27 protein-coding genes, 2 tRNA genes and 1 riboswitch are annotated in these 24010 nt (G+C 40.5%); of the genes, 6 read left to right on the forward strand and 23 right to left on the reverse strand.

Annotated features, from left to right (window positions below):
- Window positions 1-425: 425 nt before the first annotated feature.
- Window positions 426-1259 carry a D-amino-acid transaminase gene (dat, locus tag A33I_RS10650; RefSeq protein ID WP_022628407.1) on the forward strand — a complete coding sequence of 278 codons (834 nt, stop codon included), beginning with the start codon at window positions 426-428 and terminating at the stop codon, window positions 1257-1259.
- Between the two features lie 44 nt (window positions 1260-1303).
- On the opposite strand, the gene A33I_RS10655 is transcribed toward dat, so the two are convergent.
- Window positions 1304-2137 (reverse strand): lipoate--protein ligase family protein, encoded by an 834-nt coding sequence (locus A33I_RS10655; protein WP_022628408.1) that lies wholly within the window; start codon window positions 2135-2137, stop codon window positions 1304-1306.
- Between the two features lie 198 nt (window positions 2138-2335).
- Between A33I_RS10655 and A33I_RS10660 the strand changes: the two genes are divergently transcribed.
- Window positions 2336-2713, forward strand: coding sequence for a rhodanese-like domain-containing protein (locus A33I_RS10660; protein ID WP_022628409.1), 378 nt, complete (start codon window positions 2336-2338; stop codon window positions 2711-2713).
- A gap of 37 nt (window positions 2714-2750) precedes the next feature.
- Here the strand turns inward: A33I_RS10660 and gcvPB are convergent, their stop codons facing one another.
- From gcvPB to gcvT, 3 genes are read right to left on the reverse strand one after another with little or no spacing between them, the layout of a single operon-like run.
- A complete protein-coding gene (gene gcvPB / locus A33I_RS10665; protein ID WP_022628410.1) occupies window positions 2751-4211 on the reverse strand; it encodes an aminomethyl-transferring glycine dehydrogenase subunit GcvPB in 1461 nt (486 codons plus the stop codon).
- Complete coding sequence (gene gcvPA / locus A33I_RS10670) at window positions 4208-5551, reverse strand: aminomethyl-transferring glycine dehydrogenase subunit GcvPA (RefSeq protein ID WP_022628411.1); 1344 nt, start codon at window positions 5549-5551, stop codon at window positions 4208-4210. The genes gcvPB and gcvPA overlap by 4 nt, the downstream gene beginning before the upstream one ends.
- Before the next feature lie 57 nt (window positions 5552-5608).
- Window positions 5609-6706: a glycine cleavage system aminomethyltransferase GcvT gene (gene gcvT / locus A33I_RS10675; protein ID WP_022628412.1), complete on the reverse strand. Its 1098-nt coding sequence runs from the start codon at window positions 6704-6706 to the stop codon at window positions 5609-5611.
- Between the two features lie 186 nt (window positions 6707-6892).
- Window positions 6893-6988: riboswitch (glycine riboswitch) on the reverse strand.
- Window positions 6989-7206: 218 nt separating this feature from the next.
- On the opposite strand from gcvT, the gene A33I_RS10685 reads away from it, so the two are divergent.
- Both A33I_RS10685 and A33I_RS10690 read left to right on the forward strand, forming a co-directional pair.
- Window positions 7207-8889 (forward strand): DEAD/DEAH box helicase, encoded by a 1683-nt coding sequence (locus tag A33I_RS10685; protein ID WP_022628414.1) that lies wholly within the window; start codon window positions 7207-7209, stop codon window positions 8887-8889.
- A complete protein-coding gene (locus A33I_RS10690; protein ID WP_022628415.1) occupies window positions 8867-9664 on the forward strand; it encodes a YqhG family protein in 798 nt (265 codons plus the stop codon). Before A33I_RS10685 ends, A33I_RS10690 begins: the two co-directional genes overlap by 23 nt.
- 57 nt (window positions 9665-9721) lie before the next feature.
- On the opposite strand, the gene A33I_RS10695 is transcribed toward A33I_RS10690, so the two are convergent.
- Window positions 9722-9901 (reverse strand): DUF2759 domain-containing protein, encoded by a 180-nt coding sequence (locus A33I_RS10695; RefSeq protein WP_012959684.1) that lies wholly within the window; start codon window positions 9899-9901, stop codon window positions 9722-9724.
- Window positions 9902-10270: 369 nt separating this feature from the next.
- On the opposite strand from A33I_RS10695, the gene A33I_RS10700 reads away from it, so the two are divergent.
- Window positions 10271-10906 (forward strand): MBL fold metallo-hydrolase, encoded by a 636-nt coding sequence (locus tag A33I_RS10700; protein WP_022628416.1) that lies wholly within the window; start codon window positions 10271-10273, stop codon window positions 10904-10906.
- A gap of 91 nt (window positions 10907-10997) precedes the next feature.
- On the opposite strand, the gene A33I_RS10705 is transcribed toward A33I_RS10700, so the two are convergent.
- The 8 genes from A33I_RS10705 to comGC form a co-directional block, all read right to left on the reverse strand.
- Window positions 10998-11243, reverse strand: a complete 246-nt coding sequence (locus tag A33I_RS10705; protein ID WP_012959686.1) for a DUF2626 domain-containing protein — start codon at window positions 11241-11243, stop codon at window positions 10998-11000.
- 207 nt (window positions 11244-11450) lie between these two features.
- Complete coding sequence (locus A33I_RS10710) at window positions 11451-11642, reverse strand: YqzE family protein (RefSeq protein ID WP_012959687.1); 192 nt, start codon at window positions 11640-11642, stop codon at window positions 11451-11453.
- Between the two features lie 47 nt (window positions 11643-11689).
- Window positions 11690-12190, reverse strand: a complete 501-nt coding sequence (locus A33I_RS10715) for a shikimate kinase (protein ID WP_022628417.1) — start codon at window positions 12188-12190, stop codon at window positions 11690-11692.
- Complete coding sequence (gene comGG, locus A33I_RS10720) at window positions 12183-12572, reverse strand: competence type IV pilus minor pilin ComGG (protein WP_022628418.1); 390 nt, start codon at window positions 12570-12572, stop codon at window positions 12183-12185. The genes A33I_RS10715 and comGG overlap by 8 nt, the downstream gene beginning before the upstream one ends.
- Window positions 12573-12583: 11 nt before the next feature.
- Window positions 12584-13063, reverse strand: a complete 480-nt coding sequence (comGF, locus tag A33I_RS10725; RefSeq protein WP_161808681.1) for a competence type IV pilus minor pilin ComGF — start codon at window positions 13061-13063, stop codon at window positions 12584-12586.
- The gene (locus A33I_RS10730; RefSeq protein WP_420796757.1) at window positions 13002-13319 is read right to left on the reverse strand and encodes a type II secretion system protein; all 318 of its coding nucleotides are present in this window, start codon (window positions 13317-13319) and stop codon (window positions 13002-13004) included. Before A33I_RS10730 ends, comGF begins: the two co-directional genes overlap by 62 nt.
- Entirely contained in the window at window positions 13303-13755 is a 453-nt protein-coding gene (gene comGD, locus A33I_RS10735) for a competence type IV pilus minor pilin ComGD (protein ID WP_022628421.1), read from the reverse strand. Before comGD ends, A33I_RS10730 begins: the two co-directional genes overlap by 17 nt.
- The gene (gene comGC, locus A33I_RS10740) at window positions 13742-14047 is read right to left on the reverse strand and encodes a competence type IV pilus major pilin ComGC (protein ID WP_022628422.1); all 306 of its coding nucleotides are present in this window, start codon (window positions 14045-14047) and stop codon (window positions 13742-13744) included. The genes comGD and comGC overlap by 14 nt, the downstream gene beginning before the upstream one ends.
- A gap of 173 nt (window positions 14048-14220) precedes the next feature.
- Between comGC and yidD the strand changes: the two genes are divergently transcribed.
- On the forward strand, window positions 14221-14463 hold the full coding sequence (gene yidD / locus A33I_RS10745) for a membrane protein insertion efficiency factor YidD (RefSeq protein WP_022628423.1): 243 nt from the start codon (window positions 14221-14223) through the stop codon (window positions 14461-14463).
- Between the two features lie 180 nt (window positions 14464-14643).
- Here yidD and A33I_RS10750 read toward each other — a convergent pair.
- The 10 genes from A33I_RS10750 to rpsF all read right to left on the reverse strand — a co-directional run bounded on the left by A33I_RS10750 (window position 14644) and on the right by rpsF (window position 23397).
- A tRNA-Leu gene (locus tag A33I_RS10750) sits at window positions 14644-14725 on the reverse strand.
- Window positions 14726-14734: 9 nt separating this feature from the next.
- Window positions 14735-14810: transfer RNA gene (locus A33I_RS10755), tRNA-Lys, on the reverse strand.
- Window positions 14811-15081: 271 nt separating this feature from the next.
- Window positions 15082-16368: an adenylosuccinate synthase gene (locus A33I_RS10760; RefSeq protein WP_022628424.1), complete on the reverse strand. Its 1287-nt coding sequence runs from the start codon at window positions 16366-16368 to the stop codon at window positions 15082-15084.
- A gap of 764 nt (window positions 16369-17132) precedes the next feature.
- On the reverse strand, window positions 17133-18497 hold the full coding sequence (gene dnaB, locus A33I_RS10765; protein WP_012960897.1) for a replicative DNA helicase: 1365 nt from the start codon (window positions 18495-18497) through the stop codon (window positions 17133-17135).
- 146 nt (window positions 18498-18643) lie between these two features.
- Window positions 18644-19090, reverse strand: a complete 447-nt coding sequence (rplI, locus tag A33I_RS10770) for a 50S ribosomal protein L9 (protein ID WP_022628425.1) — start codon at window positions 19088-19090, stop codon at window positions 18644-18646.
- A gap of 1 nt (window position 19091) precedes the next feature.
- Window positions 19092-21056: a DHH family phosphoesterase gene (locus A33I_RS10775; RefSeq protein WP_022628426.1), complete on the reverse strand. Its 1965-nt coding sequence runs from the start codon at window positions 21054-21056 to the stop codon at window positions 19092-19094.
- A gap of 11 nt (window positions 21057-21067) precedes the next feature.
- Entirely contained in the window at window positions 21068-22006 is a 939-nt protein-coding gene (locus A33I_RS10780; RefSeq protein WP_022628427.1) for a YybS family protein, read from the reverse strand.
- A gap of 281 nt (window positions 22007-22287) precedes the next feature.
- Complete coding sequence (gene rpsR, locus A33I_RS10785) at window positions 22288-22521, reverse strand: 30S ribosomal protein S18 (protein ID WP_012960901.1); 234 nt, start codon at window positions 22519-22521, stop codon at window positions 22288-22290.
- Between the two features lie 70 nt (window positions 22522-22591).
- Window positions 22592-23083, reverse strand: a complete 492-nt coding sequence (gene ssb, locus A33I_RS10790) for a single-stranded DNA-binding protein (protein ID WP_012960902.1) — start codon at window positions 23081-23083, stop codon at window positions 22592-22594.
- A gap of 26 nt (window positions 23084-23109) precedes the next feature.
- On the reverse strand, window positions 23110-23397 hold the full coding sequence (gene rpsF, locus A33I_RS10795; protein ID WP_022628428.1) for a 30S ribosomal protein S6: 288 nt from the start codon (window positions 23395-23397) through the stop codon (window positions 23110-23112).
- Window positions 23398-24010 lie beyond the last annotated feature (613 nt).

The raw sequence follows: 24010 nt of genomic DNA on the forward strand, positions 1-24010 counted from the left end.
AAAACTAAATTTAAATAACTCAATCAAAATAAACTCAACAATAATGGAATTGCCAGGTGCATGTCCATGTCTAAGTTTTTATTCTTGGGTAAGTCTACCACAGGTCTATACCCTGATTCAATATATAGTACTCCTTTTTCAGAAATAAACACTATATATTGTGTTAAATTAAATTTGATCCTATTTTGTCAAACTTGAAACAGCTAAAAAAGACAAGCATATATGAGTTTAACAGATATTTAATTTGATTTTCCCGTTAATTTGAACCAATTTCTCTCTTGCCAAAGATAGGACAAAAGTCAAACCCTTATCTGATCTCAATTCGACAAAGCGAGAAAAAATGATTGACAAAATTTTTTTGGGATGTTCAGATAATGAAGATAACTATCTGAAAATCTGAATTACTAGAGCTGGAGGTTTTACTTATGAAATATGTTCTCATTGACCAAGATATTGTACCTAAAGAAAAAGCCGGCATAGACTTTGATGATCGCGGCTATCATTTTGGTGACGGAATTTATGAAGTTATTCGTATATATAACGGCAAACCATTTACGATAAATCAACATCTAGATCGTCTTTATGAGAGCGCTAAAAAACTTGATATTCCTCTCTCAACAACGAGAGAGACGTTTACTGAGCTTATAAATGAATTGATTATAAAAAATACCATTGAAACAGGAATTGTCTATATTCAATTAACACGCGGCTTACAGCCAAGGAACCATTTATACCAACGTGAAATCTCACCCGTTCTAACCGGTTTTGCTGAAAATTTAGAGCGTAAAGACGAGCTATTAGCTAACGGAGTCGACTTATGGCTCACAAAAGATATCCGTTGGCTGCGCTGTGACATTAAAACGATAAACTTACTTGGTAACATAATGGCAAAGCGAGAAGCAGCTGATCACAATTGCCATGAAGCCATCATGCACAGAGATGGTACGGTGACTGAGGGCTCGTCATCAAACCTGTTCCTAATAAAAGATTCTACTCTCTATACTCATCCTGCCACAAACTTCATCTTAAACGGCATCACTAGACAAGTTGTAATCAAGCTTGCTAAAGAAGCTGGACTTCATGTAGTAGAAGAAGCCTTTCCTACCGATGTACTAGCGATTGCAGACGAAGCTTTTATTACCAGCACAACGATGGAAGTAACCCCTGTTCGGTCGATTACAGGTGATGTCTCAGCAACGCTTGAGATTGGTCCTATCACAAGACAGCTGCAAGAAGCCTTCAAGCAGCTGCTGCCATAACAAAATAAATAGAAAAGGCCCTGGCAGGTTCCAGGCCTTTTCTATTATTTACGGTAGTTCCAGCTATCTTGTTCATACCTTTCATGAGCAATTTTCCATACTTCTGCTTCCTCATCCATAGTTAATGAATAAGGTTCAAGTGTAATGCCTAACCCTTTTTCAAAACCATAATGAAAGGCCTCTTTTGCCTCCTCCATTGTAAGAGAGGTTTCGCGAAGAGCATTTATTGCTACTGCTTTATTTTTAAAGTTTTTCTGCATTCTTTCACGTACACGTTCACTTGGATAATTAAACAGGTCGAATAGCTTATCTTCATCTATATCTAAGATAATTGAGCCGTGCTGCAAAATAACTCCTTTTTGCCTCGTTTGAGCACTCCCTGCCACTTTTCTTCCTTCTACAACAAGTTCATACCAAGAAGGTGCATCAAAACAAACAGCCGAGCGCGGGTTTTTTAACGCGTTTTTTTCTTCATCTGTACGAGGGACCGCAAAATAAGCATCAAGTCCTACTTTTTTAAACCCTTCAAGAATACCTTCTGAAATTACACGATACGCCTCAGTAACGGTCGCCGGCATCTCAGGATGGTCTTCTGAAACAATCACACTATATGTAAGCTCTTGATCATGCAGTACTCCGCGTCCTCCGGTAGGCCTTCTGACAAATCCTAACCCGTAATCCTTAACTGCCTTCATATTGACTTCTTTTTCTACTTTTTGAAAATAGCCAATGGAGAGAGTTGCAGGATTCCAACCGTAAAATCTGATGGTCGGTGGTATTTTCCCTTTACTATGCCAGTCTAGCAACGCTTCATCTAAGGCCATATTATAAGCAGGTGAACAATTACCAGAATCAATAAAACGCCATGTTTCATTCATATTCATCGCTTCTTTCTGTATGCTATCATCTAAAGTTCCAACCTAGTGTAACAAAATCACCAAAGAGAGCCAAGTAGGTTGCTTTGATATTCTGTGACTAATTAACATCGATTCACATATAGCAATTGCTAATTCCTGTCCAGATAGATATAATTTAATGAGAAATGATGTATTTGTAGAAGGAGTGTACGTAGATTTATGATGATTTACTTATGGCTGATTCTTTTAGCACTAGTGGTGTATGCAGTATTTAAACGTTTCTATACGCCTAAATACTTAACTACATTAACACAGGAAGATTTCATTAAAGGATATCGAAAGGCGCAATTAATCGATGTACGAGAACCACGTGAATATGAGGGCGGGCATATTCTAGGCTCAAGAAACATTCCTATGTCCCAGCTGCGTCAGCGCGCCAATGAAGTCCGTACCGACCAGCCTGTATACCTTTATTGCCAATCTGGAGCTAGAAGCAGACAAGCTGCTCAATTCCTTAAAAAGAAACGCGGTGTAGAAGATATCTATCATTTGCAGGGCGGCTTCAAAAAATGGACAGGCAAAATCAAGAAAAAATAAGCATAAAGAAAGAGGCTGATATGTCAGCCTCTTTTATTTATGCTTTTTGATACCGAAGGATTGGCTTTCTCGCAGCAGTCGTCTCATCTAAGCGGCTGATAACCGTATGATGAGGAGCTTCTTGGACTACTTCTGGACTTTCTTCTGCTTCTTTTGCGATTTGAATCATCGCATCAACAAATTCATCAAGCGTTTCTTTTGACTCTGTTTCAGTCGGCTCAAACATCATGCACTCCTCTACATTGAGCGGGAAGTAGATGGTCGGAGGATGATATCCAAAATCTAGAAGTCGTTTAGCCATATCGAGCGTTCTTACACCGAGCTTCTTTTGTCTACGTCCCGAAATGACAAATTCATGTTTACAATGCTGTGTATACGGCAGATCAAAATGAGGCTCTAGTCTGCGCATCATGTAATTAGCATTTAACACGGCATATTCAGAGACTTTTCTCAATCCTTCTGGTCCCATTGTACGGATATACGTATACGCACGTACATTGATCCCGTAATTTCCATAATACGGCTTCACTCGTCCAATCGACTTTGGACGATCATATTCAAAGCGGTACGTACCCTGTTCTTTCACTAAAACAGGTTTAGGTAGAAATGGAATCAATTCTTTTTTCACCCCGACAGGACCAGATCCAGGGCCGCCCCCTCCGTGAGGACCAGTGAACGTCTTATGCAGGTTTAAATGGACTACATCAAAGCCCATATCTCCAGGTCTTGCTATTCCTAGAATCGCGTTTGAATTGGCTCCGTCGTAATAAAGTTTACCGCCGGCGTCATGAATAATGGCAGCCATTTCTTCGATATAAGTTTCAAAAAGACCTAATGTGTTAGGGTTTGTCAGCATTAATGCCGCAGTATCAGGCCCTACAACTTCTCTTAAGTGATCAAGATCTACGAGTCCCTCTCCATTCGTACGAACCGTAATCGACTCAAAACCTGCCACAGTCGCTGAAGCTGGATTTGTCCCATGCGCTGAGTCGGGAACAATGACTTTTGTACGCTCGTTGTCGCCATTCGCTTCATGAAGGGCACGAATCATCATTAATCCAGTCCATTCACCATGAGCCCCAGCAGCTGGCTGAAGCGTCACTTCATCCATTCCTGTAATCTCTGCTAAAGATGTTTGCAGGTCATAAAGTAATTCAAGGGACCCTTGAACCTGCTCTTCCGGCTGATATGGGTGAACATAAGCTAGCCCCTCATAACGAGCGACATTTTCATTAATTTTAGGATTGTACTTCATCGTACATGACCCTAATGGATAAAAACCTGAATCTACACCATGATTACGAGTAGACAGGGCAGTATAATGACGCATAATCTGAAGCTCTGACACCTCTGGCAGTTCAGCTGCCTGCTCTCGAATAAATTCCTCAGGCAATAACGCCTCCATTGACTCACAAGGAATATCGAGGTCAGGCAAGCTATGCCCGACTCTGCCTTCTTTACTTAGTTCAAAAATGAGCGGCTGGTCTTGGTTGTTCATACTAACGCCCCCAATTCTTTTGCAAATTGATCGATTTCTACTTTCGTACGCACTTCAGTAACACATACAAGCATGTGATCTTGATATTCAGGATAGTAGAACCCTAAATCATACCCACCAATAAAGCCTTTATCTAATAGAGCCTTATTTATTTCTTCAATCGGCTTCCCGAGCTTAATGATAAATTCATTGTACGATGGAGCTCCTTCGAGAACCTCTACACCGTTTTCTTTCAACTGTTTTTTTGCATAGGCGGCCTTTTGCAGATTTTGATAGGCAACTTCCTTCATTCCAGCCTTTCCAAGAGCTGTCATAGCAACAGAAGCAGCCAGAGCATTAAGTGCCTGATTGGAACAAATATTAGACGTCGCCTTTTCGCGGCGGATATGCTGCTCGCGTGCTTGCAATGTTAATACAAATCCACGCTGCCCCTTCTCATCAGTCGTCTGTCCGACAAGACGGCCAGGCACTTTTCTCATTAACTTTTTCGTCGTAGCAAAGTATCCGCAATGAGGTCCGCCATATTGAGGTGCAATACCAAATGGCTGAGCGTCCCCAACAACAATATCTGCCCCGTATTCACCTGGTGATTTTAGGAGACCTAGCGCCATTGGGTTGCTTGATACGACAAACATTGCTTTATCAGAGTGTGTAATTTCCTCAATCTTATCAAGTGATTCTAAGTTTCCGAAGAAATTTGGGTACTGTACAATCACACACGCAGTATCTTCACTGTATGCTTTTTTCAGTGCATCAAGATCAGTCAGACCATCAGCCACATCAACTTCTACAACATTTAACCTCTGCCCGTAAGCATTCGTCTTGATTACTTCTCTCGCTTCTGGATGAACAGCTTTTGAAACAAGAATGGTTTTCTTTTTTGTTTGACCAGCACTCATCATTGCTGCTTCCGCTAGTGCAGTTGGGCCATCATACATAGATGAGTTCGCGAGGTCCATTCCTGTTAGTTCACTAATCATCGTCTGAAATTCAAAAATAGCCTGAAGTTCCCCTTGGGAAATTTCCGGTTGATAAGGAGTATACGCAGTGTAAAATTCAGAGCGTGATATAACATGGTCAACAATAGAAGGAATATAGTGCTCATACACCCCAGCACCCAAGAAAGACGTTTTTTGTTTAAGCGAAACATTTTTTGCTGCCAAGCCTTGAAAATACTTCACAAGTTCAGGCTCTTTTAATGCTTTAGGGATCGCTAATTCTCCCTTAAAACGAATGCCTTCTGGAATATCTGAAAATAATTCCTCAATGCTGTCGACCCCAATAGTATGAAGCATATCTTTTTCATCTTGTTCGGTCATAGGTAAATATCGATTCGTCATGTTGCAAGCTCCTCCTCATCCTTATAGACACTTCTAGTACGCCATTCTCTTACTTAATTATGAACGTTTATAAAAAGGTGTATTTACAACCATTGCCTTTAGCGTTTTTTTACGTACTTGCACGAATACTTCTGTCCCTGCTTCCGTATACTCACTGTCAATAACAGCTAGTCCTACATTTTTTTTAAGTGTAGGGGACTGTGTTCCTGTTGTGACAAAGCCAATCTGACTATCATTTGCTAATACTTCATACCCTGTCCGCGGGATTCCCTTATCAACCATTTCAAGACCAACGAGCTTTCTTTTAAGCCCTTCTTCTTTTTGCTTTTTCAATGCGTCCTTGCCAATAAAGTCTTCTTCCTTGCCTACTTTAACTGCAAACCCTATCCCAGCTTCAAGAGGGGAGATGTCACTTGTTAATTCTTGGCCATATAGAGGCAGCTTCGCTTCAAATCTCAACGTATCACGCGCACCTAACCCGCATGGCACTAACCCTTTACTGCTGCCTGTCTCAAGCAGTGTGCTCCATAATTCAGCTGCCTGCTCGGCCTGCAAATAAATTTCAAACCCATCCTCGCCCGTATAGCCTGTTCTTGACACTAGCGCCTTTATACCAGATAGATCGACATTATCTTGAAAGCGGAAAAAGCGTATGTCACTTAAGTCTTGATCTGTAAGTGTCTGCAAGATCTCTTCTGCAAGTGGTCCCTGTATCGCTAATTGAGCAATATCGTCTGAAATATTATTTACTTTAACACCAGCGATTTTATGTTGATTGAGCCAATCCATATCCTTATCAATATTAGACGCATTAATGACGAGCAAGTAGTCATCAGCCGCTTTTCTATAGATCAAAAGATCATCAACTGTTCCTCCGTCCGGATAGCACATAGCGGTGTACTGTGCTTGATTATCCACCAGTTTGCTAACATCATTTGTCATCATTTTTTGTAAGTAGGCTAACGCATTTTCTCCTTTAACCTCGACTTCTCCCATATGAGACACGTCAAATAATCCTGCTTTTGTTCTAACCGCTTCATGTTCTTCTTTAATGCTTGAAAATTGAACAGGCAGATCCCATCCGCCGAAATCAATCGTTTTAGCTCCTGCTTTTTGATATTCTTCAAATAAAGGGGTGCGCTTTAACGTTGTCATCATTGTCCTCCTTTGTGTTAAAACAAACACTATTCAGAAATTTGATTATGAAGATAGGCTGGGTAAACAAAAAAAGGACAGGGCTATACACATACGATGTATAACCCTGTCCTTTAACCAGAAAGTTTCGTTCTATTAAGAACTGTCTTCGTAGGTGGCTCAACATTTGAGCACTCTCCAGAGCTGCGTCCTGTAAGAGTCTTCTTTGCCTGAGAGATTCACAAATTTTGCTTGCTCCTTCGGCGCTGCGCAACTATACGCAGTCTCTCCCCCTACTTTCATCCGCAAAAGCTTCACTTTTATAGGATCATTTTTCATGTTTTCACTTGAATTGGTACATACTAGAAAAGAAAAACCAATTTATTCTACTATCCATCAATATACTCTATATTTAAATCTACTTTTACAGAATTTGACGAATTGTCTGTTTCCTTCTACTCATATCCTACCAAGACGATTCAAATGGCGCAATAGTTTCTTTTAGGAAAGGAAAGATAACCATGAAAATAAACATACATTTTGATCAAAGTTGGCAGGATCAATTCCTTGAGCGCTTGGAACAAGACGGTCCTTTTGCAAGTTATGAATTAGCACGTCTTGCTTATGAGGCTGAAGAGCATCAATCGATTCCTGCATTTAAAGGCTTAATTGCTCCAAATCACCTTCCACAGCTTGATCCATTTCCTCATCAAATTGAAGTGGCGAATACCGTAATAGAGCAGATGAACGGCAAAGCTATTTTAGCTGACGAGGTGGGGCTTGGCAAAACCATTGAAGCAGGACTCATATTGAAAGAATACATGATTCGCGGACTTGTAAAAAAAGCATTAATTCTCGTCCCTGCCTCTCTTGTGTCACAGTGGGCGATCGAATTAAATACTAAATTTCATATCCCTGCAACTCCGCAGCGTAAAACCTATGTGTGGGAACAATGTGACGTTATTGTCGCATCGATTGATACAGCAAAAAGACAGCCGCATCGTGACATTGTCATGAATCAATCCTATGATTTAATTATTATTGATGAAGCACATAAGTTAAAAAATCCAAAAACGAAAAATTACGAGTTCATCCGAAACCTTAAAAAGAAGTTTTGTTTATTGTTAACGGCTACTCCTGTTCAAAACAAACTAGAAGAAATCTTTAACTTAGTCTCACTATTAAAACCAGGCCATCTAGGAGACATATCAAGTTTTGAAAAAGAATTCAGATCAAATAAACGGTCACCAAAAAATGATGAAAAGTTAAGAGAGCTTGTCGGTAAGGTTATGGTCAGAAATAGAAGAGAAGAAACAGGCATTCAATGGACAAAGCGGGTGGTTGAAACGGTGCCGATCACTTTCAGTCCAAAAGAGCGAGAATTCTATGATGCTCTTCAAACGCTTAAAGGGGATTCAAGTCATTTCTCTCTCATTACTTTGCAGCGTGAAATCTGTTCAAGCCGTGAAGCAGCTTTTATGACGTTAAAAAATATGATTGAAAAAGCACAAAAAGACGGACGCACCCTCCCACAAGCTGAAAAACTGCTTCACATGATCGGCGGTATTGATGGTCACGCCAAAGCAGAAAACGCATTAGAGCTTGTAAAGAAAATCAATGATAAAGTGATTATATTTACTGAATACAGAGCAACGCAGCTCTATCTGCAATGGTATTTAAAACAAAACGGCATCTCATCTGTCCCTTTTCGAGGCGGATTTAAGCGCGGGAAGAAGGATTGGATGAGGCAGCTGTTTGAGTCCCATGCTCAAGTTCTTATTGCCACAGAAGCAGGAGGAGAAGGAATTAACCTGCAGTTTTGCAGCCATATTATTAACTTCGACCTCCCATGGAATCCAATGCGCATTGAACAACGAATCGGACGTATTCATCGCTTAGGGCAAAAAAATGACGTTCATATTTATAATTTTGCGGTGGAAGATACGGTAGAGCAGCATATTCTAAAGTTACTCTATGAAAAGATTCATTTATTTGAATCAGTTATTGGTGAACTTGATGAAATCTTAACCAAAATAGACCTCACTTCAATAGAGGAACATGTTAAAGACATTATTGTCCAATCAGAATCAGATGGTGAAGTGAAAATTAAACTCGACCATCTTGCAGCCATTATGAATGAAGCACAATCTATGAGAACAAACGAAGAGGAAGGTGAATTAGGTGCAACAGCAACAAATTCATAATTTCTTAGAGCGTTATTTTGAAGCAAATGATAGTCCTGTTCTTGAGAATACACCTACCTATCTAACGGTTCAATTGTCGATTGAGCTTGATAAACTATTAATGAACAGACCCTTTTACTGGCACTACCTTGAGAAGACTGGTGGTACGCCTAACCCAATGAAAATCACCTTTATTACAGATAAAGCTAATGCACCGGATGACTTGCGAGGAGAGCCCATCCATTATGGCTCCCCGCGCCTGCATCAGCTATTTAAGTCAACAAGGACGCTTGGCGGATTTATTAGATTATATGAACAAGTTGCCACAAATGGTCATGCTTCCACTCCACTGCAGCCTTGGTTGTGTTTAAATGTAAAAGTGTCTTTTCAATGCGATCGAAAAAAGGACGTCATCTTATCGCTTGGTTTGAATTTAATTCATGGTCAGATTGTGCCAGGATTTTATGATTCAATCGAAGGCAAAATATTAAAATCTTCCATTCCCGATTTTTGTTTCACGTTATCTCCTTTGATTACGCCTAAAAGCGGCATCGTGAGACTACAGAAAATGGTGCAGACCTATGCCGAGAACGAAGATTCTACCTGGGCTCGCGAAGCAATAGAAAGATGGGAAAACGACTTAGCTCTCCTAGAGCAATTTTATGAGGAATATGAAGACAAGCCAGAGAGTTATGAGTTAGAAAAGCAAGCCCTTGCCGAACAATATGAACCTAAAATCCATGTAGATGTGATAAATGGCGGCATCTTTTATTTACAGCAACAGGTTTTCCATTAAACTATACTTCAACAAAAAACTCCCTTGCTATGCAAGGGAGTTTTACATTTAGGCGTCTTAAGCTGTTGCACCGCCGCCAGCGATGATTGAAATAATAGTCATGACTGAGAACCAGCCAAAAACAGCAAGCGACAATGCCGCAAACCCAACTGCGAAGAAATTTTTTCTGCGCATTTCACGAACGATGCCAACTGCAGATAAAATCGCTACTAATAGAAATGTAATTGCTAGAAACATTAGGTCTCACCCTCCTTATGTATGTATCTCAGTACCCAGTTTGTACATCTTATTATAAACAAATCCAACTCTCTAAACAAGAGGATATTGGGTCCTGTTCATTTTATCAACCTGTACAAATACGTTAAACAAGCCAGCCTACTTATAAAATTCACTTATTTGCCTTAAGTATACTTAAGAAAAAGTATAAATGATAAACAAAACGTTACATAGCTGTGAACTTTTTATCTAACCATGTGCACATACATTCCTTTGAAAGATAATCTGTAAGGTAGTAAGATTGGTGTAAGAAAAGTGTAAGATGGTAAGATATGAGTATGGTATTACATTTCAAATACATATTATGTAGAAAATACTGGAGGAGATCATATGAACTGGACTCAAATTCCGTTAGGGCCTTTGCAGACAAATGCCTATGTATTAATGAACGAAAAAAAAGAAGCTGTGATTTTTGATCCCGGCGGCAATGGACCGGAATTCATTAAATGGCTAAACGATCAACAGATTAGCCCGCTTGCTATTTTATTAACTCACGCCCACTTTGATCATATTGGTGCCGTAGATGAAGTAAGAGATGCTTTTAATTGCCCTGTATATATTCATGAAGCTGAAAAGGATTGGCTCTCTGATGCAGCTAAAAATGGATCAGGCCGTTTTTTAGGAAATGCTTCGATTACAGCCCGTGCAGCTGATGAGATCATTCAAGAGGAAAAAACCATTCAGCTCGGCTCTTTTTCATTCGATATTCTCTATACACCAGGCCATTCACCAGGAAGTGTTTCTTATTATTCAGCAACCGGAGGGGTAGTATTCTCTGGAGATGCCCTCTTTAAGCAAAGCATTGGACGCACAGATCTTCCAGGAGGAGATCATAACCTTTTGCTAGAAAGCATTCATTCGAAGCTGTTAGAGCTTCCTGAGGAAACCATTGTAGCATCAGGCCATGGCCCTGTAACGACAATTGGCGAAGAAATGGATGGAAATCCTTTCTTATCAGGGTTTTAATAAATTCTTAAAATGATAAATTTAAAGGAAATAGAAAAAAAACGTTGCTCACTAAAGGGGCAACGTTTTTTGTGCGCATATGTACCTGGTCTTAGTGACCTCCAAAACTTGGTACTAATAAGAAAGTGGAATAGTACGTGAAACCAACGAAGAAAATCGTTAAGTACGCACCGAAAATGTAAATATACACACGTTCTGATAAGTTTAAATAGCTTAGTGCTAACAATGCACCTGTTTGGGCAAAGAATAGCAAAGCCATGTTAAGCATATCACCAACGAAGAACAAGACTGAGAAGATCCCTGTCCAGAAAGCTAAAACACGAAACATGCGCTCCATTTGCTTACTCCCTCCTTCTTTTTGCAATCACTATCCGTCAATAGGAAGTCATAGTGCTAGTTATCAAATTATAGAGTACAAACTTATTATATACGAGATAAACTTTGATTGTAAATGCTTGATCGGTGGCAAATCTGTGTCACCTCTATTTATTTCGACAACTACCAGCTATAATGCCTCTAAAATCAGGAACATTTCCCCTAAACTTTACAGCTGCTTTTTCGATTTCCTTTTAAATAACAGACTGATTGCAAAAGGAATAATCCCGAAAGTGCGATACGCAAACGGCGGGCGTTCTGCTTTTCTTGCTTCACGCTCCTGTTTTCTCACTTCCTTTGGTTGATCAAGCCTTAACACAAGCTGCTGTGTGATAAATTTAATGTACTCATTTAATGACATGGCCATCACCTCAACGATTATTCGTTTTAGTATAGCCTATTTTCACCTTATTTAAGCATAGCTGACTTCAACTCAGCAACGATTTCAAGAATGGACCTCCCTGTAGTATCTAAGTGGATATCTGCTTCTTTATATAACGGCAAGCGGTCTTCGTACATGGATTGAATATCACCTTTAGACTTCTCTTTAAGCAACGGCCTAGAATCATCATTAGACGTCCGGCGAATGACTTCTTCGATGGCACAGTCTAGAAATATGACTGTGCCAGACTCTTTCATAATTTTTCGATTTTCCTCTTTGAGAATGATGCCGCCACCGGTTGTAATCACAGCTTTTTTTTGAGACAACTCTCTTAGAGCTTCCGTTTCTAGACTCCTAAAAAGCTTTTCTCCCCCTTCATTAAAAATCTCTTTTATTTTCTTTTGTTGATCTTCTTCGATCCATTGATCCGTATCAATAACCTGAAATCCCAACGTTTTGCCTAAAGCTTGCCCTACCGTCGTTTTACCAGAGCCCATAAAACCGGTAAGATAAATTCGATCATTCATCACGTTTGGAAACCTCCCAATATTCTATTATGCGGTGATGGTAAGGGTCGTAATAAAACTGCGCTCTACGTACATGGGTTGAACCCAATAATTCTGCAGTTGCAGCGACCTGCCATTCCGTCTCACTTTTACTCATTGTAATAAGTGTAACGGTACCATCCTCGTATGAAAAGAATAAAGTTGAGTTTTCTGTACTTGGTGCGTGAACGATAAAGTCTACGAGTCCTCTTTGAATCAATGTATCACCCTTTAATATGAATTGCTGCTCAACAGCAAACCTCTTCTCCTGGAGATATACATTCGTTTGTACCATCAAACCAAACAACAGGAATGTGCATATAATTAATACAATAGGGTAAACAAAGCCTCTATCATTCCTCATTTATAAACTCCTTAATACACACCATACATCGGCATCATCGATCTGCTCATGACCTCTCCATTTATAAGAGTCACCGTACATCGATATTTCTTCTGCTCCCGCTCACAATAAAAAGATTGAACATTATACAACATTGGTACATATCCGCTGTTATTTGAGAATCGTCTAATTTGGCCGGTGTCAAGTTGTCTATAACTTACTTCCGTGTCATCCCCTTTAATTAAAACCACCTCTCTCCCCTCGATTCGGATTGTTCTGGACTCCTTCACTTCATCCGTTAATTGATTAAAAAACACCATCATTTCTAGCTTTTCATGAGTATCGTGATTTTTTGTATGTTGGATGACTCCCATGATGGTAGGAAAGACAAACACAAGAACACCTAAAATGCTTAAGACAAGCAAAATCTCGAGTAACGTAAAACCTTGTTCATTTCCTAGCATATAGACACATATGATACTTCCTTTTATTTGCACCCGTATAGTCTGCACATACTTCATACTCTCCTGAAGCTGATCTCGTTTCCACTACATTCAGCCATAAAGGTGCTGGCGGCTGCTCTTCACCTGTTAAATAATTTTGTATAGACTCTCTAAGTTGTTCACCTGCCAAGTTCTCCTGTTGTAAGGTTAATCGCTCATTATAAATAACAAGATAGGCGGGCAGAATTGCTAAGGTACAAACAGAGAGAAGTGAGAGAGCGAGAATAACTTCCATCAAAGTAAAACCACTAGAGTTTTCGATAATGCACCCTCCCTTTTCCTAGAAGGATTGTATAAGCATATTTCTCTTTTTGGATATCCAAATGCATTGTACCAGAATAGCGCGGGTTTCCATTCTCCAAAAATTGGATTTGTATACCAGGAAGACTATGTGAAGAAAAGACCATGTTTTCATCGGCGAAAGGCCTAACTAAATAAACCTTACTTCCAAAAATTCGGTACTCTTTTTGAGGGCCAAAAAATTTAATCGTGACGATCTCACCGTGTGACATTGCTAAATGCTGGGCTAAGAGAATATCTTCTTTAAATTGATCAGCAATTTCTTTTGTTTTATAGGTGTTCATGGAAGTGGGAAGATAAATCATGGGAAGAAGAACTAACATGGAGAAAATAGAGAGAGTAATTAAGAGCTCGGTTAAGGTGTACCCAGCTTGAGAGTATGCTGCCTTATCCTTCAACAACTTTACCGTTTTCTATCTTTAGCGGAGCACCGTTTGGACATACCGTAGTCTCAATATATTCGGCCGTTTCAAGCACATCGAGGCTTGCTGGCTTTTCTTTTGTTTCAATTTCATAGGCGTGTACCTGTGTCTGCAGGAGTTTAATCGTTGCATCACAGCCTTTTGAGCCTGCAACTTCGTTATTTTTCACCATATTCGGGATAGCAATTAAGAGGAGGATCGAGATGATCATTAACACGACGAGCATTTCAACAAGGGTAAAACCCCGTTCGTTGGATAGAAGCTTTTTCATTTTTCATCACCTCAAGGATAGGATATAATACGAGGAGCTGTACAGGGGGGATTTTAAACACTTGCCTCCTTTCATGAGTCATTATTTGCTATTATTAGACATAGATCATCCAAAATCCTTCTAAAAGATAAAAAAACTTTCTGAGATATCGAACCAATTAAAGTGAGGTTATTATGCAAAAAATTTTAGTCCTCTTTATTCGAGGTTATCAAAAATTCATTTCCCCTTTAAAGCCTCCAACTTGCCGCTTCTACCCTACCTGCTCTCATTATGGTATTGAATCCATAAAACGCTTTGGGGCCTTTAAGGGAAGTTGGTTAACAATTAAACGCCTAAGTAAATGTCATCCTTTTCACCCTGGCGGAATTGATTTAGTGCCTGAAAAAGAAAACGAAAAAGATACGAGAAACAGCTAGCTAGACCCATCAGGGAATAGCTAGCTGTTTTATTTTCATTTCATGTTGGCTTATCTATTTACTCTTCACTTGCTGTTAAGCACCCATCTGACCTATAGCATAAATGGTATATTTAAAGGATGCACCTCTCGAACATCTAAAAAAGAAGCTGCCCAATAATGGACAGCTTCTTCTATGTAGTGCGGGTGAAGGGAGTCGAACCCCCACGTCATAAGACACTAGATCCTAAGTCTAGCGCGTCTGCCAATTCCGCCACACCCGCATATTAAAATGGTGAGCCATGAAGGACTCGAACCTTCGACCCTCTGATTAAAAGTCAGATGCTCTACCAACTGAGCTAATGGCTCTTAGTGATAATGACGCTCACTTTAATCAGTAAAGCTTGTCATCGTTCGCTGTAACTCTCAGCGACAAGAATAATAATATCATGCATTTCTAAACTGTGCAAGGCTTTTTATAAACTTTTTAAAAAAACTTTTCGTAACGTTAGCGGGCCTTCAGCACTCATTAAGAATAGCGAACTTTAGCGAATAGCGCAAGAGCTTTTTATAAGATGTCTAACATCTGATCAAATTTATAAAAAAACCACCTAGACCGTATCTAGGCGGTTTCAATCAATTATGCAAACACACCACGTACAAGGTTTGTTTGATTTCTATCAGGCCCAACAGAGAAGACTGTTAAAGGAATACCTGTAAGCTGTGATACGCGCTCAATATAATGGCGAGCATTTACTGGCAGCTCATCTAAAGATTTTACTCCAGTGATATCCTCAGTCCATCCTGGAAGCTCTTCATAAACTGGTTCGCACTCAGCAAGAACTTTCAAGCTAGCTGGGAATTCTTCAATAACTTCACCACGATACTTGTAAGCCGTACAAATCTTCAGTGTCTCAATTCCAGTTAATACATCAATTGAGTTTAAAGAAAGATCTGTAATTCCGCTGACACGGCGTGCGTGACGCACAACCACACTATCAAACCAGCCAACACGACGAGGGCGGCCTGTTGTTGTACCATATTCATTACCCACTTCACGAATGTTATCACCGATCTCATCATGAAGCTCAGTTGGGAATGGACCATCACCTACACGTGTCGTGTACGCTTTAGAAACCCCTACTACATGATGAATTTTAGAAGGTCCGACACCTGATCCGATTGTTACTCCTCCAGCAATTGGGTTAGAAGAAGTAACGAAAGGATATGTTCCTTGATCAAGATCAAGCATTACCCCTTGAGCACCTTCAAATAAAACACGACGTCCATCATCAAGAGCATCATTTAACACCACAGATGTGTCACATACGTATTGAGCTACTTGCTGTCCGTATTCATAATATTCATCAAGAATTTCTTCTTTAGTAAATCCTTCTACTTCATAATATTTCTCAAACATACGGTTTTTCTCTTCTAGATTACGCTCAAGCTTCTCTTCAAATACTTCACGATCAAGAAGATCAGCTATACGGATACCAATACGCGCTGCTTTATCCATGTAAGCTGGACCGATACCTTTTTTCGTCGTTCCGATTTTATTTGCACCTTTACGCTCTTCTTCTACAATATCAAGCTTTAAGTGATACGGAAGAATGACATGAGCACGATTAGAGATGCGTAAGTTGCTTGTATCAACATTACGATCATGTAGATACTTTAGCTCTTCTACTAATGCTTTAGGGTCAATAACCATACCGTTTCCAATTACACACGCTTTATCTTTATAAAAAATCCCAGACGGAATTAAGTGAAGCTTGTACTTCTCTCCGCCGAAAACAATTGTATGCCCTGCATTGTTTCCACCTTGGTAACGAGCGACTACTTCCGCTTTTTCAGAAAGATAATCTGTAATTTTTCCTTTTCCTTCATCGCCCCATTGTGTACCTACAACCACTACTGATGACATATGTTGCACCTCCGTCTCGGACGTTCTAACCGAGAAATTTCAAAATCCATTGACAAGTATATCAACATACGGGTTAATCGTCAATAAAACCCGAACATTTAATACAATGTACACAAATTCGTTCGTGTGGGAAATACATTTATGATTAGATTGTTTCTAAAAGATGCAAACTATACACAAAAAGAGGCCCGGACAGAAGTGTTTTTAAACTACGTACAGTAAAGATGGATAGTGCGTTGACACCATTGCAAAAAAAAGACGACTTTCCATCAATAAATGAAAAAAGTCGTCTGGTCATTTCATAAAATGCATCAAACAAAGGTAATAGCGGATTCTCCGCTTCTAAACTATGCTTCGCTTTCCGCGGTGAGCTGCTGAGCTTCCTCGGGCTTTGGCCCTGTGGGATCTCAGCCCTGCTCTAGGCACCGCAGGAGTCTACGCATATTTCATCCGCTAGGTTATTGCTTTTAGTAATTAGGATGTAGAGCGATTTTGTTAAGCTCAGTTCACATTATAAACCGCCCTTCGTTTACTAAATCACTGAGCAACGAACAAGTTCGATGAGGGAGCACCATACAACCTTCTCGCTCCGTTGATTGTAGCGACGAGGAAGCTCCCGGGCCGCCCGCGGAAAGCGTGTGCCTGCAGCGGAAATCAACAACTACTGCAGGTGGTACTTATTCAGTAGAAGCGGGGTCGACTGTTATGTTTTCATATCCCATTCAGTTAAACACTTTGATGTCGAAGCCTATTTTTAATTGTAACTAGGCTCCTGGCGGCATGCTTCTTTCATCATGCCTTCGTTCTAGGTTAACGAACTTATTGTATTCCTTCACAAAAGCTAGCTCAACGGTGCCGACAGGACCGTTACGCTGCTTGGCTATAATGATTTCGATAATATTTTGATTCTCTGATTCTTTATCATAGTAATCATCACGATATAAGAACGCAACGATATCAGCATCCTGCTCAATACTTCCCGATTCACGAATATCAGACATCATTGGTCGTTTATCTTGTCTCGACTCTACACCACGAGAAAGCTGTGACAGGGCGATTACAGGGACCTCTAGTTCACGAGCAATCGCTTTTAGGGTACGAGAGATTTCTGAAACTTCCTGTTGACGGTTCTCGCCGCTTCGACCGTTTCCTTGGATCAGCTGTAAATAGTCAATCATGATCATCCCAAGCCCTTGCTCCTGCTTTAGACGCCTGCACTTAGCACGAATGTCATTAACCTTCACGCCTGGAGTATCATCTATATATATACCAGCTTTAGCAAGGCTGCCCATTGCCATCGTCAGCTTCTGCCAGTCTTCTGCTGTTAAAGCTCCTGTACGCATTCTCTGAGCATCAATATTACCTTCCGCACAAAGCATACGCTGAACAAGCTGGCTCGCTCCCATCTCTAGACTAAAGATCGCGACATTCTCGTCTGTTTTAGTGGCTACATTTTGAGCGATATTTAAAGCAAAAGCGGTCTTACCAACAGAAGGACGAGCGGCCACAATAATTAAATCATTCCGCTGAAACCCTGCTGTCATATTATCAAGCTCCACAAACCCAGTCGGGATCCCTGTAATGTCTCCTTTTTGGTTTTGAAGCAATTCAATTTGATCATACGTTTCAACGAGAACGTCTTTAATGGAAATAAAAGCACTCGTGTTTTTGCGCTGTGCAACATCTAAGATTGTCTTTTCCGCATCATCGAGTATCGCATCAACTTCATCCTCGCTCGTATACCCGTCTGCTGCAATATTCGTCGCTACCTTAATTAGACGGCGCAGCACTGATTTTTCTTCAACAATTTTACTGTAATATTCCACATTAGCTGCCGTCGGTACAGCGTTTGCTAAGTCACTTAAATAAGCTACTCCACCAATATCATCAAGCCATTTACGGTCTTGCAGTTCTGAAGTTACGGTTACTAGGTCAACCGGTTCGCCTTTTTCTGCCAACTCAAGCATCACCTGATACACGCGCTGGTGCGCGGCCCGGTAAAAATCTTCAGGCAGTAAGCGTTCAGATGCGGTGACGAGTGCTACATCAGCTAAAAAGATCGCACCGAGTACCGCTTGTTCGGCTTCTATATTTTGCGGCGGGGTCCGATCAGCAAATAAATCACTCATGACACTACTTCCTTTCTATAAAAAAATAAATATAAAAATAAGAACGAACATACAAAAATGAAAACGGTCTGACCTTGCTAGGGATTGCAAGATATTCTTGGCACCTAGAGAGATCAGACCGTCTAAAGAAAAGCGTATTTCTTTATTTATTCGCTTTCTACTACGTGAACTTTCACTGTTGCTATCACTTCTGGGTGAATTTTAATAGGAACATTCGTATACCCTAGTGAGCGAATAGGGTCGTTAAGCATTATTTTACGCTTATCTACCTTCATTTTCATACCGGAAAGTGTTTCCGCTATTTGTTTTGTTGATACGGCACCGAATAAACGGCCGCCTTCTCCTGATTTGGCTTTAATTTCTACCGTTAAGGCTTCAAGCTCTTCTTTGTATTTATTCGCAGCCTCAAGCTCTTCTGCGGCTTTCTTCTGCTCGCTGTTTTTTTGGGCTTTAAGATTAGCGACATTTCCTTTTGTTGCTTCAACCGCTAAGTTATTAGGAAGCAGGTAATTACGCGCATATCCTTCAGATACATTCTTTAATTCACCTTTTTTTCCTTTACCTTTAACATCTTCTAAGAAAATAACTTTCATCTTATTGTCCCCCTTCTAAACTTTCATCTATGGCCTTCTCTAGTTTCTCTCTCGCCTCTTGGAGAGTAACACCTTGTAATTGTGTAGCAGCATTGGAAAGGTGTCCTCCACCTTCTAAACGTTCCATAATGACTTGGACGTTCACATCACCCAGCGAACGGGCGCTTATGCTTACCATATCATCTTTTCTCTTTGAAATCACAAAGGATGCAGCTACGTCTTTCATTGTAAGCAGAGTATCAGCTGCTTGAGCAATGACAATCTGGCTTAAGCTCTCCTCTTCATCAGCTACAGCAATAGCCATTCCCTCGCGATATACCTCTGCTTTCTCAATCAGCTTAGCACGCTTTACATATTGGTCCATGTCTTCTTTAAGCAGCTTTTGAACCAATGTTGTATCTGCCCCGTTTGAGCGGAGGAATGATGCCGCATCGAAGGTTCTTGCACCCGTGCGCACGGCAAAACTCTTTGTATCTACAATAATTCCAGCAAGGAGCGATGTTGCTTCAAGCCTGTCCATCTTAAGCTGCTTCGGCTGATATTCCAGCAGTTCTGTAACCAGTTCTGCTGTCGATGAAGCATAAGGTTCCATATACACAAGAACAGGATCCTCAATAAACTCTTCACCGCGTCTATGGTGATCAAGGACAATGATCCGGTCCACTTTAGGAAGCAGCTTAGGTTCCATCACAAGAGACGGTTTATGCGTATCTACAACGACAAGAAGTGTGTCATCTGTCACATAATCTAGAACCTCATCTGGTGTAACAAATTGCGACCAAAGATCCTCATGACTTTCAACTTCTTCCATTAACTTTTGAACATCGTGGTTAATATCACTTGGATCAAGGACGACAAAGCCTTCCTTCCCATTTACTTCAGCAATTTTCAAAACACCAATCGCAGCACCAATTGAATCCATATCCGGATTTTTGTGGCCCATTATGATGACACGGTCACTTTCAAGGACAAAATCACGCAGCGCGTGTGAAATGACTCTTGCTCTAACACGTGTCCGTTTTTCCATTGCATTTGACTTTCCACCATAAAAGCGGACTTTTCCGTTCTTTTGCTTGATGGCTACCTGGTCTCCGCCGCGTCCTAAAGCTAAGTCTAAACTTGACTGAGCAAGCTTTCCTAGCTCACGTAATGAGGTCTCACCAGTACCCACCCCGATACTAAGAGTAATAGGAACTTTTTCTTTTCCTGTCAGCGTTCTAATTTCATCGAGCAGATCAAAGCGAACTTCTTCAATCTGCCTGAGTGATTTATAGTTCATAATTGCAACAAATCGGTCAGAAGCTGTTCGTCTGAGCAAGATATCATTATCATTTGCCCATTTATTTAAAGCAGAAGTGACCTGGCTCATGAGCCGACTCCTCACTTGATCTTCCATTCCTTGCGTTACTTCATCATAATTATCTAAATAAATAAGAGCGACAACCGTTTTTGTGTCCTCATATAATTCGATTGTCTCTTCCTTTTCTGTTATATCTTGAAAATAAATTAACCTCTCTGTCGGTTCAAACGTAACATGATAAGACTTTGACCCTAAAGTGATCACATCACCTTCAACATTGTCTTCAATCATCGGAACTAGCTCATCATGTAAATCGTCCAAGCTTTTATCAATTAAGTCATCAGCAATATGTTGGCTTATAAAGGGATTAACCCACTGGATGATCTTATCATCATTATAAAGGAGAATTCCTACAGGCATCTTCATGACTGCCTCTTCCCCCGCCTTATTTACACGGTAGGAAAGCGTTTGGATATACGCTTCTAAATCACGTTCAAACGCAAAACGCGCTTGTGACGTGTAGATGGCTAGCACACCTAATATGAATAAACCAATGACGCCAACCTGCCAGTGATAGATCATCAGCACACTGCTGAAAATCACCGCTACGGCAAATAGGGCAATTACGTGGTAGCCATGCCACCGCTTCATTAAGAACTTCGGCATAGTGTCAGCTCCTATTTTTTCTCGCTTTTAATACGTTTACGTAGATCAAAGCCTAAATCAATAATCCCTAGAATACGAATAAGCTGTGTCAAAGGGTTTATAATCAATGTAACAATAACAATAATAATTGGAAGTGCTTTGTTAACTTTTTTATGGTAACAATAATAAAATATAAACGCAAAACCTTGGATCATCATCACAATCTCAAGCAGCGGCAGGAGGTTCCATACAATAATGTACATCGTTGAACCTTCTTCTTGTCCTACTAACAATAAAATCATGACAATTAAGTAATACCATAAGAATGACTTAGGGAACTGCCAGTCACGAAACGGCGGAAATTTTTCAACCTTTGTACCAAGTCTGCGCAAAATAAGTGTGGCAAGCAGTACTGTTAAGACAGCTAAAGCAATCCCGCTCATAATAATCATAATAGGAACTAAATGGACAATCATATCTGCCATTTCATACATAGGTGCTAGTGAATCGGCAGGGTCTTGTCCAATTGTAATCAATGTAGATTCCGCAAGACGAATCTGCTCGCGCAAGAGATCTGACATAAAGCTGATTGGATTCTCATCCATAACTAATGACAGACCCACATAGACAAGCAGCATATTTAACATATATATTAAGCTTCCGCCAATTAACACATTAAAAGGTGCTAACTTGCGGCGGTATAACTCACCTATCACAAGTCCCGCGCTCCCAAAGAATAATGCCCCAGGTACTCCAATAACACCTGCGATCATAAAAGAAAGCAAAATCGCTACAGCAACAAGCATGAATCCTGGCTTCAACCCTCTTCTTACTACAAATAAGATAAAAGGAAGCGGCAGGGCCCACATCGTAAGATAAGCAGCGAATGGAACATACAGCGTAATGGCTAATAAACTGACAAAAAGAGCTCCGAGTATCGCTCCTTCTGTTAGTGTTCTCGTTTGTTTCACACATTCACCTCATTTATCTTTCCAACCAACCATCAACTTGCTTAGAAGCAATAGTTTTTGACAGTTTCTCATATCCTTGTCTATTTTAGCGTAATTACGAGGAAAATTAAAGCACCCAGCCAAACACCATCCTCTAATCTCTTATTCATCATCTTAATCGAACAAAAGAAAATTATGCATAAACTTGGTTAGAAAAGCAAAGAAACAGCAGTACCCACATAAAGTACGCCTAAAACAAAAAGCATGGTAGAAGCTCTACCATGCTTTTATAAATTATGCTATTAGTTAACATCATTTACATACGGCAATAAAGCGATTTGACGAGCACGCTTGATTGCTGTTGTAAGTTGACGTTGATACTTAGCAGACGTTCCAGTTACACGGCGAGGAAGAATTTTTCCACGCTCAGAGATGAAACGCTTTAGAAGATCTGTATCTTTGTAATCGATTTTCGTAATTTTGTTTACAGTGAAGAAACAAACCTTACGACGCTTTGGACGACCACGACGAGCCATTGCACAGCACTCCTTTCAATAGAAATGTTTTATAATCACGCTTTTTTTCGTTAAATAAGCAGAAGAGGCATTAGAATGGTAAATCGTCATCCGAGATGTCAATTGGTTTGCCATCATTAGCAAAAGGATCATCGTTAAATCCGCCAGATTGACGATCTGGTTGTTGATTCTGCCTGCTATAATCGTTTCCACCAGTTGGTGCTCCGCCTCCTGCATACGCATTTCCTTGTCCTTGACTTGCTCCCCTTGGTTCTAGGAATTGCACACTTTCCGCTACAACTTCTGTAATAAAGACACGACGGCCTTCATTGTTGTCATAGCTTCTAGTTTGGATTCGGCCGTCTACACCAGCCAGGCTGCCTTTTTTAAGGTAATTAGCCACATTCTCAGCAGGTTTACGCCAAACCACACAATTGATGAAGTCTGCTTCGCGCTCTCCTTGCTGGTTTGAAAATGTACGGTTTACCGCGAGCGTAAAGTTCGCTACTGCTACTCCACTCGGCGTATAACGCAGCTCTGGATCTTTCGTTAAACGTCCAACTAGTATGACACGGTTTAGCATCCGTACCCCTCCCACTTTTTCATTAATTATTCTTCGTCTTTAGTGATTAGGACACGAATAACGTTGTCGTTAATCTTGATAAGACGGTTAAATTCTGCAATCGCTTCTGAGTTAGCTTGTACATTTAAAAGCACGTAGAAACCTTCACGATAATCGTTGATTTCGTATGCTAAACGACGCTTACCCATCTCTTCAACCTTTTCAACTTCAGCACCATTTGATGTAAGAACACCATTAAAGCGTTCGATAATCTCTTTGTTTGCTGACTCTTCTAGGTTTGGAGCGATGATGTACATAATTTCGTACTTACGCATTCCGGTCACCTCCTTTTGGTCTAACGGCTCCATTTAAGGAGCAAGGAGCAAAACTCATCTAATGAGTCATTTCACTCGCATTAGTAGATTATATCAGAATGGAAGATAGCGTGCAAGCATCATCTCAGCTAAAAAAAGAGTTTTAATAAATGAGAAATACTCATACACCGCTCCTGAACGATACATCGCTTTTCATTTAACAGTTGGTCCTCTTCAATAGTCTTCGTCTAACATAGTTGTTGATTTCCGCTGCTGGCAATCGCTTTCCGCGGGCGGTCCGGGAGCCTCCTCATCGCTACTCTCTTGTGGGGTCTCCCCTGGCCACGCACATCCCGCAGGAGTCGATTGCCTTCCGCTCCAATCAACGGAGGAAGGATGTTATATAGTGCACCCTCATCGAACTTGTTCGTTGCTCAGTGATTTAGTAAACGAAGGACGGTTCAGAATTTGAACTGAGCCTAACTAAATCGCTTCACATAATCCTCACAAAATCCAATAACCCAGCGGATGAACTATACGTAGACTCCTGCGGTGCCTAGAGGAGGCCACTGATAAACCCATGGTTTTTTTAGTGGCCTGAGGAAATGATTAAAAAAATAAAAAAAAGGGCAGT

Source organism: Alkalihalophilus marmarensis DSM 21297, assembly GCF_000474275.2.
Classification (GTDB): domain Bacteria; phylum Bacillota; class Bacilli; order Bacillales; family Bacillaceae_D; genus Alkalihalophilus; species Alkalihalophilus marmarensis.

Excerpts from the sequence above, each read along its gene's own strand:
- dat (WP_022628407.1), top strand. The coding sequence starts at position 426 with ATGAAATATGTTCTCATTGACCAAGATATTGTACCTAAAGAAAAAGCC.
- A33I_RS10655 (WP_022628408.1), bottom strand. The coding sequence starts at position 2,137 with ATGAATGAAACATGGCGTTTTATTGATTCTGGTAATTGTTCACCTGCT.
- A33I_RS10660 (WP_022628409.1), top strand. The coding sequence starts at position 2,336 with ATGATGATTTACTTATGGCTGATTCTTTTAGCACTAGTGGTGTATGCA.
- gcvPB (WP_022628410.1), bottom strand. The coding sequence starts at position 4,211 with ATGAACAACCAAGACCAGCCGCTCATTTTTGAACTAAGTAAAGAAGGC.
- gcvPA (WP_022628411.1), bottom strand. The coding sequence starts at position 5,551 with ATGACGAATCGATATTTACCTATGACCGAACAAGATGAAAAAGATATG.
- gcvT (WP_022628412.1), bottom strand. The coding sequence starts at position 6,706 with ATGACAACGTTAAAGCGCACCCCTTTATTTGAAGAATATCAAAAAGCA.
- A33I_RS10685 (WP_022628414.1), top strand. The coding sequence starts at position 7,207 with ATGAAAATAAACATACATTTTGATCAAAGTTGGCAGGATCAATTCCTT.
- A33I_RS10695 (WP_012959684.1), bottom strand. The coding sequence starts at position 9,901 with ATGTTTCTAGCAATTACATTTCTATTAGTAGCGATTTTATCTGCAGTT.
- A33I_RS10700 (WP_022628416.1), top strand. The coding sequence starts at position 10,271 with ATGAACTGGACTCAAATTCCGTTAGGGCCTTTGCAGACAAATGCCTAT.
- A33I_RS10705 (WP_012959686.1), bottom strand. The coding sequence starts at position 11,243 with ATGGAGCGCATGTTTCGTGTTTTAGCTTTCTGGACAGGGATCTTCTCA.
- A33I_RS10710 (WP_012959687.1), bottom strand. The coding sequence starts at position 11,642 with ATGTCATTAAATGAGTACATTAAATTTATCACACAGCAGCTTGTGTTA.
- A33I_RS10715 (WP_022628417.1), bottom strand. The coding sequence starts at position 12,190 with ATGAATGATCGAATTTATCTTACCGGTTTTATGGGCTCTGGTAAAACG.
- comGG (WP_022628418.1), bottom strand. The coding sequence starts at position 12,572 with ATGAGGAATGATAGAGGCTTTGTTTACCCTATTGTATTAATTATATGC.
- comGC (WP_022628422.1), bottom strand. The coding sequence starts at position 14,047 with ATGAAAAAGCTTCTATCCAACGAACGGGGTTTTACCCTTGTTGAAATG.
- yidD (WP_022628423.1), top strand. The coding sequence starts at position 14,221 with ATGCAAAAAATTTTAGTCCTCTTTATTCGAGGTTATCAAAAATTCATT.
- A33I_RS10760 (WP_022628424.1), bottom strand. The coding sequence starts at position 16,368 with ATGTCATCAGTAGTGGTTGTAGGTACACAATGGGGCGATGAAGGAAAA.
- dnaB (WP_012960897.1), bottom strand. The coding sequence starts at position 18,497 with ATGAGTGATTTATTTGCTGATCGGACCCCGCCGCAAAATATAGAAGCC.
- rplI (WP_022628425.1), bottom strand. The coding sequence starts at position 19,090 with ATGAAAGTTATTTTCTTAGAAGATGTTAAAGGTAAAGGAAAAAAAGGT.
- A33I_RS10775 (WP_022628426.1), bottom strand. The coding sequence starts at position 21,056 with ATGCCGAAGTTCTTAATGAAGCGGTGGCATGGCTACCACGTAATTGCC.
- rpsR (WP_012960901.1), bottom strand. The coding sequence starts at position 22,521 with ATGGCTCGTCGTGGTCGTCCAAAGCGTCGTAAGGTTTGTTTCTTCACT.
- ssb (WP_012960902.1), bottom strand. The coding sequence starts at position 23,083 with ATGCTAAACCGTGTCATACTAGTTGGACGTTTAACGAAAGATCCAGAG.
- rpsF (WP_022628428.1), bottom strand. The coding sequence starts at position 23,397 with ATGCGTAAGTACGAAATTATGTACATCATCGCTCCAAACCTAGAAGAG.